This is a genomic window from Corallococcus interemptor, assembly GCF_003668875.1.
GTDB lineage: Bacteria > Myxococcota > Myxococcia > Myxococcales > Myxococcaceae > Corallococcus > Corallococcus interemptor.
The window spans coordinates 1-11,012 of the sequence record NZ_RAWM01000200.1; the positions used below are offsets into that span (position 1 = coordinate 1).

Below are 11,012 nucleotides of genomic sequence, written 5' to 3' on the forward strand. Positions count from 1 at the left end.
GGGCGGGAGACTCGGCGGGGGCCGACTCCTGGGGCGCCGCGGGCGTGCCACCATCGGGCACCGGCGTCTGCGCGGTGGCCGTGGACGAGGCGACGAGCAGCGCCGCCAGCAGGACGTGAGGCATGGTCAACGGTCTCCGGGGCCGCGACATGACGCGGCCGGGTGTAAAGGGCGGGCGATTCAAGCCATGCCCCTCTGGGGTGTCAACGACTACGGGATCTGGGTTTCGGGCGGGTGACGGCGGAGGCCGTCCCCTTCCCCGCCGCCGCGCCCTTCCGGGCCGCGGGGGAGGCAACGCTGGAGAGCGGCTGACATTTCGGACAGAAATGCGTGGTCCGCCCACCCTGGGTGAAGGACTCCACGGTCGTTCCGCACTTCGAGCACGGCCCTTCGGCCCGCCCGTAGACGCGGAAGCGGTTCACGGAGCCCGCCTCCTCCAGATAGGTGATGTCCTCGCCCTCCTGCTCCTTGAAGGCGAAGTCGAACGCGGCGTGGATGGCCCTGGCCAGGTGCTTCCAGTCGTCCGGCGTGAGGGTGCCGGGCTTGCGCGCCGGGTGAAGCCCCGCGCGAAAGAGCGCCTCCGCGGCGTGGATGTTGCCCAGGCCCGCGACGCGCCCCTGGTCCATCAGGGCCACCTTCAGGTCCTGTCTGGAATCCCCCACCGCCTCCTGGAGCTGGGGGCCGGTGAGCCCTTCCGTCAGGGGGTCGCGCCCCAGGGCCTTCACCGCGGGCAGCTCCCACAGCTCCCTGGCGGGCACGGGCTCCATGCGCCCGAAGAGGCGTGGATCACTGAAGTGGACCACGTGGCCGTCGTCCAGGTGGAAGCGGGCGCGGCTGTAGGGGACGGACTCGCCCTGCTTGCGGCGCACGAACTTGCCGGTCATCCCCAGGTGGGCCATCAGGCCGTGGCCGCCCTCCAGGGTAATGAGGAGGTACTTCCCCTTGCGCTCCAGGGACTTCACGCGGCCGGTGAGCCGGGTGAAGTGGGCCTGCTCCGCCCCCCGGAAGACGCGGGTGGCGTCCGCTTCCGCGCGCACGATGCGGTGGCCCTGGAACCAGCGCTCCAGGTTGCGCCGGGCGATCTCCACTTCCGGTAGCTCAGGCATCCGGGCGGGGGCATACCACCGGAAGGTTTCCGGCGCATGTCCCCCGGTGGATGGCCCGTGGGGAAGACGCTTGCCCGGACCGTGGAGGCGCGGCTACGACGGGCCGCGCAAAGCCTCCAGTACCCCACCGCGAAGAAGGGACGACACCACCATGCAACGGACGGTCACCGCACTCCTGACCCTCACCCTGGCCTCGGGCCTCTCCACGGGCTGCGCCAAGCAGCGCGTGGGCGCGGAGAAGGCGATCGCCAGCGTCCTCATCTCCGACGAGCAGGAGAACCAGCTGGGCCTCCAGGTGAAGCAGGAGCTGGAGTCGAAGGAGAAGATCCAGTACGTGCAGGATCCGGCGGTGCTGGACTACGTCCGGAGCATCTCCGCCCCCATCCTGGCGCAGGCCAACAAGGACCGCTCCGGGGTGAAGTGGAAGGTCAACGTCATCAACGACCCGAAGACGGTCAACGCCTTCGCCACGCCGGGCGGCTTCCTCTACGTGTACACGGGCCTGCTGCTCGCGGCGGACACGGAGGCGGAGCTGGCGGGCGTGATGGCGCACGAGGCGGGCCACGTGGTGGGCCGGCACTCCGCGCGCGCCATGGTGAACGCCTACGGCCTGCAGGCCATCACCCAGGTGGCGCTGGGCCAGAACCCGGGCACCGCCGCGCAGATCGCCGCGCAGCTGGCGGGCGGCGGGCTGCAGCTGGCGCACGGCCGCAGCGAGGAGACCGAAGCGGACGAGTACGGCGCGAAGTACGCCTCCGCGGCGGGCTTCGACCCCAACGGCCTCATCACCTTCTTCCAGAAGCTGCAGAAGGAGCAGGGCTCCACGCCGGGCGTGCTCAAGTGGCTGTCCACGCACCCCACCAACGAGGACCGCATCGCGCACCTGCGGAAGATCATCGCGCAGCAGGGCCTCAAGGGTGACCGCAACGCCCCGGGCGGGCTGACGGCCATCCAGGCCAAGCTGCCCAAGCAGTAGCCCTGCGCGGCTTCAGTGCACGGACGGGTTGTCGTTCCCGTCCGGCACCAGGCCCGGGGGCTCCGGGTCCTTGCCTTCCGCCACGCGGCGCTTGCGCTTGAACAGCGCGAGCCGCGTCTTCCGGGCGCTGGCGGCGCTCTTGGCCGCGCCGGGTGTCTTGAGGGGCGGCTCCAGGGGCGCGGGCTGACCGAAGTCGCGCGCGCCCTTCGCCTTCCCCTGCGCTGAGGCGTGCTCCAGGATGGCGTTGAGCTCTCCTCCGAGGATGAAGATGAGCCCGGAGATGTAGAGCCACAGCAGCAGCACCACCACGCCACCGATGGAGCCATAGGTGACGTCGTACTTGCCGAAGTGCTCCACGTACTGGGTGAAGCCCCAGGTGCTGCCCAGCCACGCCAGCGTGCCGATGACGGAGCCCGGGGTGATGTACTTGAAGCGCTGCTTCACGTCCGGCAGCAGGTAGTAGCAGAGCGACAGCATCAGCATCACCAGCGCGGCGGTGAAGGGCCAGCGCAGCCAGGACCAGACGAGGTGGAACTCGTCGATGAGCGCCAGCTTGTCCGCCACCCACGCCCCCACGCGCCCGCCCAGGAGCAGGATGGCGAAGGACAGCGGAATCAGCAGGCCGCCCAGCAGCGTCACCAGCAGCGCCAGGCCCTGTGTCTTCCAGTAGGGCCGGGACTCCGACACGTCGTAGGCCAGGTTGAGCGCCTTGCGCAGGGCGTCCACGCCGCGCGATGCCGTCCACAGCGCGATGATGAGCCCCACGGTGAGCAGCCTGGGGCGCGTCTCGCCGACGATGGAGGTCAGGTGCTGGCTCACCACGCCCAGCGCGTCGCCGGGCACCAGCGGGCGGATGCGGTCCATCATCGCGTCCACCGCGCCGGGCGCGAACGGCATGTACGCCACCAGCGTGACGAGGAAGGCCAGGAACGGGAACAGGGAGAAGAGGAAGTAGTAGGACAGCTGCGCCGCCACGTCGGTGACGGTGTCCTCTTCAATCTCCTTCCAGAAGCGCCGCGCGAACTCCCTCCACGTCAGGTACTTGAGCCGTGGCAGCCCCATGTGGTTCCCCCTCCGGGTCTGTGGGGAGCCAATGTGGGGCCGGTCCGGGCATTCGGCAGCAGGCGGCCAGCCGAGCGCTCGCGGCCAGAGGCAGCAGCGCTGTGCCGGGTGTTGAACGCTAGACGAGTCCGGAGGGCAGGTAGCGGCCCAGCAGCGGGCGCAGGCGGCTCTTCACTTCCGCGGGGATGCGGGTGCGGTCGGTGAAGATGGCCAGCGCGAGCGCGCTGTCGCAGCGGCAGGTGGAGGCGGTGCCCGCGATGCGGGGCAGCGCGCGGCGCAGGAGCGCGGCGCCGTGGGCGGTGACGGCGTCCAGCCGCTGGGCGAACTGCGGCAGGAGCGCTTCGGGCTCCTGGCCCACGGGCTGCGGGCGCCAGGAGTCATGGTCGGTGGGCAGCGCGATGAGGGCGTAGTGCAGCTCCGCCTCGCGGGCGAGCCGCGCCTCCGGCATGGCGGTGAGCCCCACCAGGTCCCCGCCCCACGTGCGGTACAGCTGGCTCTCCGCCTGGGTGCTCAGGGAGGGCCCCTCGATGCAGACGTAGGTGGCGGAGGGGTGCACCACGGTGTCGCTCTGCTGGGAGACGGTGGTGAGCGTCTGCCGCAGGGTGGCGCAGAAGGGCTGGGCCAGCTCCACGTGCACGGCGACGTCGTCGTAGAAGGTGCAGGGGCGGCGGTAGGTCCGGTCGATGACCTGATCCGGCAGGGCCAGGTGGAGCGGCTGGATGGCTCCACGCAGGCTGCCCACGGTGCCGGTGGCGATGACGTGGGTGACGCCGAGCGTCTTCAGGGCGAAGAGGTTGGCACGATAAGGGGCGCGGGTGGCGTTGTGGACGTGGCCCTGGCCGTGGCGGAAGACGAAGACGATGGGGACGCCGTCCAGCTCCGTTGAGATGAGCGGGGTGCTGTGGGGCCCGAAGGGCGTCTCCACGGAGACGTGTTCGCCGCGGCCCTGGAGCCCCAGGGCCTGGTAGAGGGCGTTGCCCCCGATGATGCCCACCTTGACCGCCCGCATGCGTCTCCTCTCGCCCGGTCGCCGGGCGTGGGCCTGACGATATCGCGGGGGGCTCGCCCAGGAAGCCAGGAAGACTGGTAGCTTTCACATTTGCCATGCGTCTTCTTCCGCGCCTCGTCGTCCTCAGCGTCCTGTTCGCAACCCCTGCCCTGGCCGGTCCCGTCCCGCCCGGCTGCGAGGAGGACGCCACCACGTGCAAGGAGGACTGCACCATCGAGTACGGCGGCAACGGCGCGGCCATCAAGAAGCTGACGCGCTGTTTCGACACCTGCCTGGACCAGCGCACGCAGTGTGCACGCCGGTTCAACGCGGTGAACAACCGGGCACCGGACGCCCCGGAGGCCGCGCCCGAGCGCCGGACGGGCAAGACGGAAGCGGCCAGGCTGCGCGAAATCCAGGAGAAGGACCGCCGCCGCGAGGAGGACCCGTTCGGCGACGAGGAGAACAAGCAGCCGCGCGCGCGGCCGGTGCGCGACTCCTACGATGATCCGCCGGAGCCGCCCCCGGAGCGCACGAGCTTCCGCGCGTCGGACGTGGTGGACGCGAAGCCCGCGAAGCGTCCGCAGGCGGCCGTCCCGGCGAAGGCCGCGGAGCCCGCGCGCCCGCCGCCGCCCTCCCCCGCCGTGGCGCCGGAGCCGAAGCGCTCCGAGGCCCCCGACATCGAGGCCTTCGCGGAGCCGCCGCCGCGCAAGCCCGAGCCGAAGCCCGTGGTGGCCGGGCCCGCGCGGCCGAGCCGGTCGGACGACGAGGACGCCCCGCCTCCGCCTCCGGTGGCGAAGAAGGAGCCGCCGGCCCGCATCGCGGAGCCGCCGCGTCCCGCCGTCCCGCCGGAGCCCGCGAAGAAGGACATCTCCGAGTGGGACCCGAACGGGGACTGAGGCAGCCCCTTCAGCCCGCGCGCACCACCACCGGCGCGGGCTTCACGGGCGCGCCCTGCGTCAGCCGCACGCCCACGAGCACCAGCGCGCCTCCCAGCGCCAGCTCCCAGTGCAGCGCCTCGTCCAGGAAGAGCCACGCGACCAGCGCCGTCACCGCCGGCTGGAGGTTGGAGAAGATGGCCACGCGCGACGCGGGCACCTTCGACAGCGCGTAGGACCAGAGCAGGTACGCCACCACCGACGTCATCAGCCCCACGTACACGATGGAGGCCTTCGCCATGGCGCTGGAGGCCCACACCGCCTCCGGCTCCAGCACGAACGGGGCGAGCGGCAGCTGCAACAGCGTGGCGACCGTCATCGTCCACGCCGTCGCGCGCAGCGGCCCGTGCTCCGTGGCCAGGGGCTTGCCTTCCGTCGTGTACACGACCCACGCCACCACCGCCGCGAGGATGAGCAGGTCCCCCTCCAGCGTGCCCCGCGCGCTCGCGAGCCCCCGGCCCAGCAGCAGCACCACCACGCCCACCAGCGCCGTGAGGATGCCCGCCGTCGTCCGCGTGGAGGCGCGCTCGCGGCCCAGCACCAGGCTGGCCACGTACACGCCCAGCGGCGTGAGCGCGTAGAACAGCGCCGCGTGCGCCGCCGTGGAGCGCGACAGGCCGGAGAAGAACAGCGTCTGGTTCACCGGCCCGCCCATCAGCCCCAGCACCACCACGCGCGGCCAGGCATGGCGCGGCGGCAGCTTCGGCCCCGGCGTCAGCACGAGCAGCGCCACGAACGCGACGCCACAGACGAGGAAGCGCCACAGCACCACCGTGAACGGCGACAGCTCCGTCATCGCCCGCTTCGCGGCCAGGTACGTGCCCGCGCTGATCAGCACCTGCAACGCCAGCGCGGAGTACACCCGCCCGAGCGGAGGCGTCACGGCTCCAGTTGCAGAAGCGCCCATCGTGCGGCGCTGCGTACCAGCTCGCTGTCGTCGCCGCTGAGTTTTTCGAGCAGCGGCCGGGCGTGCGCCTGCCGCGCGACCCCCAGTGCATAGACAGCGTTGCGCCTCAAACCGTCGTACCGCGCGCGCGCCAGCGCCGTGCCTGGGATGAGTTCCTTGTATTGCTCGGGCGTCAGCGCCGCCAGCTCCAGCGTGCCCAGCGACGCCACCGCGCGCGGCACGAAGCGCTCGTCGTCCGCGAACACCGGCTTCCTGTTCAGCGGGCACACCTGCTGGCAGATGTCGCAGCCGAAGATGAGGTTGTCGAACTTGAGCCGGAACGCCTCGGGCACGTCGCGGTCGCGGTTCTCGATGGTCTGGTACGACAGGCACGCTCTCGCATCCACCTGCCGGTTTCCCACCAGCGCGCCCGTGGGACACGCCATGAGGCAGCGCCGGCAGGAGCCGCAGCGGTCCGCCACCGGACCCTCCGGGTACGCGTCCACCTCCGCGTCCAGGATGAGCGTGGCCAGCAGCACCCAGGAGCCGTGCGACTCCGTGATGAGGCAGCCGTTCTTGCCCACGTAGCCCAGGCCGCCGCGCGCGGCCCAGACCTTCTCCATCATGGGGCCGCTGTCCACGCCGCCATAGGTGCCCAGCCCCGGGTACCAGGCGTTGAGCGTCTTGCGGAAGGCCTTCATCCGGTCGCGCAGCGTGGAGTGGTAGTCGCGGCCGCGCGCGTACCGGGCGATGGGCGAGCCCTGCGCCGGGGCGTCGTCCCGGTAGTAGTTGTTCGCGAAGGACAGCACCGTGCGCGCGCCCGGCAGGAGCACGGACACGTCGAGCCGCTCCTCCGCGCGCGACCCCATCCAGTCCATGTCCGCGTCGTAGCCGGCCTCCAGCCACGACATCAGCGACGAGGGCGGGATGGGCTCCGCGCGCGCGAAGCCGATGAGGTCGAAGCCCACGTCCTGGGCGAGCTGCCTCAAGCGGGCAGTGGGCAGTCGAGTCGCGTACACGGGCTACTTCGTCGGCTTTTCGGGGATCCACTTCACGTCCGGCAGGCCGGCGCGGAAGTTCACCAGCCGGGCCACCACGAAGAGCAGGTCCGACAGGCGGTTGAGGTACATGGCCACGGCGGGCGGGGCCTTGTCCTCACGCAAGAGCGTCACCACCCGGCGCTCGGCGCGGCGGCACACCGTGCGCGCCAGGTGCAGCGCCGCGGCCGCGGGCGCGCCTCCCGGGAGGATGAAGTGCGTCATCTTCGGCAGCTCCTCCTCGTAGCGGTCGATGTGGTGCTCCATCTCCTCCACCCACTCCGGGCGCAGCTCCGGGATGTGGGCCGCCGCCTTGGTGTGCGGCGGCGTGGCCAGCACCGCGCCCACCGTGAAGAGCTGGTCCTGGATGCGCTGGAGCAGGTGCTCCAGGTCCGCCGGCAGCGGGAACGTGCGGACGAGGCCCAGCGTGGCGTTGAGTTCGTCCACCTCGCCGTAGGCGTCCACCAGCGCGTCGTCCTTCGCCACACGGCCACCGCCGAAGAGGCCTGTCTCTCCCGCATCGCCGGTCTTCGTATAGATCTTCATGGCAGCCCTTCTTATAGCGATGCAACAGATGCACCGCCGTGCGGAGGTGACCCGCGATCTTTATTTTGATCACCCGTTCCACCCCGCCTAAGGAAAAAGCCCCATGCGGCCTTACCTGAGTCTGATGGAGCACGTCCTGAAGCACGGGACGAAGAAGGGCGACCGGACCGGCACGGGGACGCTGAGCCTCTTCGGCCACCAGCTGCGCTTCGACCTCACCCAGGGCTTCCCCCTGGTGACGACGAAGAAGCTCCACCTGAAGTCCATCATCCATGAGCTCCTGTGGATGCTCCGGGGCGACTCGAACGTGCGCTCGCTCCAGGAGGTGGGGGTCACCATCTGGGACGAGTGGGCCAACGCCGACGGCAGCCTGGGCCCCGTCTACGGCCACCAGTGGCGCTCCTGGAACACGCCCGGCGGCGGCCACGTGGATCAGATGCAGCAGCTGGTGGACGGGCTGAAGAAGAACCCGGACTCGCGCCGGCACCTGGTGAGCGCGTGGAACGTGGCGGACGTGCCGTCCATGAAGCTGCCGCCCTGCCACGTCATGTTCCAGTTCTACGTGGCGGACGGGAAGCTCTCCTGCCAGCTCTACCAGCGCAGCGCGGACATCTTCCTGGGGCTGCCCTTCAACATCGCGTCGTACTCGCTGCTGACGCTGATGGTGGCGCAGGCCACGGGCCTCACCGCGCACGAGTTCATCCACACCATCGGTGACGCGCACCTCTACCTGAACCACGTGGAGCAGGCCCAGGAGCAGCTGAAGCGCGAGCCGCGTCCCCTGCCGCGCATGCGCCTGAACCCGGACGTGAAGGACCTGTTCGCCTTCCGCTACGAGGACTTCACGCTGGAAGGCTACGACCCGCACCCCGCCATCAAGGCGCCCGTGGCCGTATGAGCCCGCGCATCTCCGCCATCGTCGCCATGGCGGCGAACCGGGTCATCGGCCAGGGAAACACCCTGCCCTGGCGCCTGCCGCTGGACCTGGCCCGCTTCAAGCGCCTGACGATGGGCCACACCCTGATCATGGGCCGCAAGACGTACGACTCCATCGGACGTCCGCTGCCCGGCCGCACCACCGTGGTCCTCACCCGCCAGCGAGACTGGGCCGCCCCCGCTGGCGTGCGCGTGGCCCACTCCGTGGACGACGCGCTGGCGCAGGCGGCGGGCGACAGCGAGGTCTTCATCGCGGGCGGCGCGGACCTCTACGCGCAGACGGAAGGCCTGTGGCACCGGCTCTACCTCACCCGCATTGAACGGGACTTCCCCGGCGACGCCTTCTTCCCTCCCGTGGACCTCTCCGGATGGAGGCTGGTGGAGGAGGACCGGTACCCGGAAGGCGACCTGCCCTTCGGTTTCTTCACCTACGAGCGTCAGGGGGAGCCCTTATTCCTGGAGTTCGCCGGGTGACCTACCGTGCGGGTTCCTGCCCCCTTCGTCCGCGAAGGGGTGCTGTAAGTTGAAATTGATTCGCAGAATTGAACGCCCGGGACGTGGTTGGTAGAAGACGGCCGTGAAACACGCCGCCTCCCTCACGCTGTGCCTGCTGCTTGCGCTGTCCTCCTCCGCCCGGGCTGAAGCCCCGGCCACCGACGAGGGGCGCACCTGGCACCGGTTGGTGGGCATCCTCCAGTACCTGCAGGCGGACTACCCGGCGGCGGTGTCGTCGCAGTCGGAGTTCGAGCTGACCGAGCAGAAGAGCTTCGCGGCGGAGGCGCTGGCGGCGGCGAAGGAGCTGGGCCCGGCGGCGGCCACGTTCGTGCCCCGCGTGGAGGCCATCCAGGCGCGCGTCAACGAGGCGAAGGACCCGGAGGGCGTGAGCCGCGACTGCGGGGACCTGGTGGAGAACCTGGTGCTGGCGGGCGGCCTGGCGCGCAGCCCTCGCGTGGCGCCGGACCTGGAGCACGGCAAGAAGCTCTTCCAGGCCAACTGCACGGCGTGCCACGGCGCGCAGGGCAAGGCGGACGTGGCCATCGCGGAGACCATGGAGCCCCGGCCGGCGAACTTCCATGACCCGGAGCTGATGCAGGACGGGCTCACGCCGTACAAGGCGTTCAACACCACCAGCTTCGGCGTGCCCGGCACGGCGATGCCGGCCTACCCCACGCTCACGGAAGAGGACCGCTGGTCGCTGGCCTTCTTCGTCTTCACGCTGCGCCAGCCGGAGTGCCAGGGCGAGCCGCCCAACGCGTCGCTGGAGCGGCTGGCCACGTCCACGGACGCGGAGCTGGCGAAGGCGTTCGGCGCGGACAAGGTGGCGTGCCTGCGCCGGCACATGCCGGACGCGGACGAGGAGAAGGTGCTGCTCAACGCGCGCGCCGCGGTGGGCCACGCGCTGCGGCTGGGCGCGGACGGGGACTACGCGGCCGCGAAGCTTGCCCTGCTGGACGCGTACCTCAACGGCCTGGAGCCGGTGGAGCCCAAGCTGCGCGGGCGCGACCCGGAGCTCACCCAGAAGCTGGAGGAGGCCTTCATGCAGGCGCGGCTCGCCGCCGAGCGCAAGAGCCCACACCTGCAGGACGAAGGGCGTGAGCTGCTGTCGCTGCTGGACCAGGCGCGAAAGACGACCGGGAGCACCACGGACGTGCTGTCCGTGGCGTGGCTCACGCTGCTCATCCTGCTGCGCGAGGGCTTCGAGGCGACCATCATCGTCACGGCGCTGCTGGCGGCGCTGAAGAAGATGAAGGCCATGGACCAGGTGCGCGTGGTGCACGCGGGCTGGGTGTCCGCGCTCATCGCGGGCGCGCTCGCGTACATCATCGGGCGCAAGCTGCTGGCGGGCGCGCAGCGCGAGTGGCTGGAGGGCATCACGGCGCTGGTGGCGGTGGCCATGCTGCTGTACGCGGCGCTGTGGCTCAACGCGCGCGCCAACGTGAGCCACTTCATGGGGGAGCTGCGCCAGAAGATGCAGGGCGCGTTGGGCCGGGGCAGCACGGTGGGCCTGTTCGTCATCGCGTTCACGTCCGTGCTGCGCGAGAGCTTCGAGACGGCCATCTTCCTCCAGGGCCTGGCGGTGGACTCCGCGGCGGGCGTCGCCTGGGGCGTGGTGGCGGGCGTCGTGGCGCTGGGGGTGCTGGTGCTCTTCGTCAACCGCATGGGCTACCGGCTGCCCATGAAGACGCTCTTCAACGTCTCCACGGTGGTGATGGTGGTGACGGCGGTGATGCTCCTGGGCAAGGGCATCCACTCGCTGCAGGAGGTGGGCGCGCTGCCGCTGGTGCCGGTGCGCTTCATCTACGTGGACATGCTGGGGCTGTATCCGGACGCGATGTCGCTGGTGCCGCAGGCGCTGCTGGCCGTGGCGCCGCTCGTCTACCGGGCCCTGCGCCGCCGGCCCCGCGAGGAGACGCCGGCCTCCGGGGACGGGGCGACGCAGACGCCGCCGTTGCGGTAGCCTCAAGTCCTGGTGAAGCGCACACGGCTGTCCCCACTTCTTGTCCTGCTGCTCGTGTCGGGCCTGGCCTCCGCCCAGG

The 11,012-nt window shown here is 70.8% G+C and carries 11 protein-coding genes; 5 read left to right on the forward strand and 6 right to left on the reverse strand.

Annotated features, from left to right (window positions below):
• Nucleotides 1–203 precede the first annotated feature (203 nt).
• Entirely contained in the window at nt 204–1,106 is a 903-nt protein-coding gene (gene mutM / locus D7X96_RS37320; RefSeq protein WP_120551117.1) for a bifunctional DNA-formamidopyrimidine glycosylase/DNA-(apurinic or apyrimidinic site) lyase, read from the reverse strand.
• Between the two features lie 151 nt (nt 1,107–1,257).
• Between mutM and D7X96_RS37325 the strand changes: the two genes are divergently transcribed.
• The gene (locus tag D7X96_RS37325) at nt 1,258–2,082 is read left to right on the forward strand and encodes a M48 family metallopeptidase (RefSeq protein WP_120551116.1); all 825 of its coding nucleotides are present in this window, start codon (nt 1,258–1,260) and stop codon (nt 2,080–2,082) included.
• A gap of 12 nt (nt 2,083–2,094) precedes the next feature.
• Here D7X96_RS37325 and D7X96_RS37330 read toward each other — a convergent pair whose 3' ends face one another.
• Together D7X96_RS37330 and D7X96_RS37335 are read right to left on the reverse strand one after the other, a co-directional pair.
• On the reverse strand, nt 2,095–3,144 hold the full coding sequence (locus tag D7X96_RS37330) for a YihY/virulence factor BrkB family protein (RefSeq protein ID WP_120551115.1): 1,050 nt from the start codon (nt 3,142–3,144) through the stop codon (nt 2,095–2,097).
• A gap of 118 nt (nt 3,145–3,262) precedes the next feature.
• Nucleotides 3,263–4,153, reverse strand: coding sequence for an MTAP family purine nucleoside phosphorylase (locus tag D7X96_RS37335; RefSeq protein ID WP_121771871.1), 891 nt, complete (start codon nt 4,151–4,153; stop codon nt 3,263–3,265).
• Between the two features lie 95 nt (nt 4,154–4,248).
• Between D7X96_RS37335 and D7X96_RS37340 the strand changes: the two genes are divergently transcribed.
• Complete coding sequence (locus D7X96_RS37340) at nt 4,249–5,031, forward strand: hypothetical protein (RefSeq protein WP_121771872.1); 783 nt, start codon at nt 4,249–4,251, stop codon at nt 5,029–5,031.
• Between the two features lie 10 nt (nt 5,032–5,041).
• Here the strand turns inward: D7X96_RS37340 and D7X96_RS37345 are convergent, their stop codons facing one another.
• The 3 genes from D7X96_RS37345 to D7X96_RS37355 are packed head-to-tail and all read right to left on the reverse strand — an operon-like array spanning nt 5,042 to nt 7,539.
• Complete coding sequence (locus D7X96_RS37345) at nt 5,042–5,977, reverse strand: DMT family transporter (RefSeq protein ID WP_120551112.1); 936 nt, start codon at nt 5,975–5,977, stop codon at nt 5,042–5,044.
• Nucleotides 5,950–6,975: a tRNA epoxyqueuosine(34) reductase QueG gene (gene queG, locus D7X96_RS37350; RefSeq protein WP_121771873.1), complete on the reverse strand. Its 1,026-nt coding sequence runs from the start codon at nt 6,973–6,975 to the stop codon at nt 5,950–5,952. The genes D7X96_RS37345 and queG overlap by 28 nt, the downstream gene beginning before the upstream one ends.
• Before the next feature lie 3 nt (nt 6,976–6,978).
• A complete protein-coding gene (locus D7X96_RS37355) occupies nt 6,979–7,539 on the reverse strand; it encodes a cob(I)yrinic acid a,c-diamide adenosyltransferase (RefSeq protein WP_121725035.1) in 561 nt (186 codons plus the stop codon).
• A 103-nt stretch (nt 7,540–7,642) separates the two neighbouring features.
• Here D7X96_RS37355 and D7X96_RS37360 point away from each other — a divergent pair, with 103 nt between their 5' ends.
• The 3 genes from D7X96_RS37360 (at nt 7,643) to D7X96_RS37370 (ending at nt 10,933) form a co-directional block, all read left to right on the forward strand.
• Nucleotides 7,643–8,437, forward strand: coding sequence for a thymidylate synthase (locus D7X96_RS37360; protein WP_121771874.1), 795 nt, complete (start codon nt 7,643–7,645; stop codon nt 8,435–8,437).
• Nucleotides 8,434–8,949, forward strand: a complete 516-nt coding sequence (locus D7X96_RS37365; protein ID WP_120551108.1) for a dihydrofolate reductase — start codon at nt 8,434–8,436, stop codon at nt 8,947–8,949. The genes D7X96_RS37360 and D7X96_RS37365 overlap by 4 nt, the downstream gene beginning before the upstream one ends.
• 103 nt (nt 8,950–9,052) lie before the next feature.
• The gene (locus D7X96_RS37370) at nt 9,053–10,933 is read left to right on the forward strand and encodes an FTR1 family protein (protein ID WP_120551107.1); all 1,881 of its coding nucleotides are present in this window, start codon (nt 9,053–9,055) and stop codon (nt 10,931–10,933) included.
• The last annotated feature ends 79 nt before the right edge of the window (nt 10,934–11,012 follow it).

Coding starts and splice junctions, on each gene's coding strand:
- mutM (WP_120551117.1), bottom strand. CDS start 1,106: ATGCCTGAGCTACCGGAAGTGGAGATCGCCCGGCGCAACCTGGAGCGC.
- D7X96_RS37325 (WP_120551116.1), top strand. CDS start 1,258: ATGCAACGGACGGTCACCGCACTCCTGACCCTCACCCTGGCCTCGGGC.
- D7X96_RS37330 (WP_120551115.1), bottom strand. CDS start 3,144: ATGGGGCTGCCACGGCTCAAGTACCTGACGTGGAGGGAGTTCGCGCGG.
- D7X96_RS37335 (WP_121771871.1), bottom strand. CDS start 4,153: ATGCGGGCGGTCAAGGTGGGCATCATCGGGGGCAACGCCCTCTACCAG.
- D7X96_RS37340 (WP_121771872.1), top strand. CDS start 4,249: ATGCGTCTTCTTCCGCGCCTCGTCGTCCTCAGCGTCCTGTTCGCAACC.
- D7X96_RS37345 (WP_120551112.1), bottom strand. CDS start 5,977: ATGGGCGCTTCTGCAACTGGAGCCGTGACGCCTCCGCTCGGGCGGGTG.
- D7X96_RS37355 (WP_121725035.1), bottom strand. CDS start 7,539: ATGAAGATCTATACGAAGACCGGCGATGCGGGAGAGACAGGCCTCTTC.
- D7X96_RS37360 (WP_121771874.1), top strand. CDS start 7,643: ATGCGGCCTTACCTGAGTCTGATGGAGCACGTCCTGAAGCACGGGACG.
- D7X96_RS37365 (WP_120551108.1), top strand. CDS start 8,434: ATGAGCCCGCGCATCTCCGCCATCGTCGCCATGGCGGCGAACCGGGTC.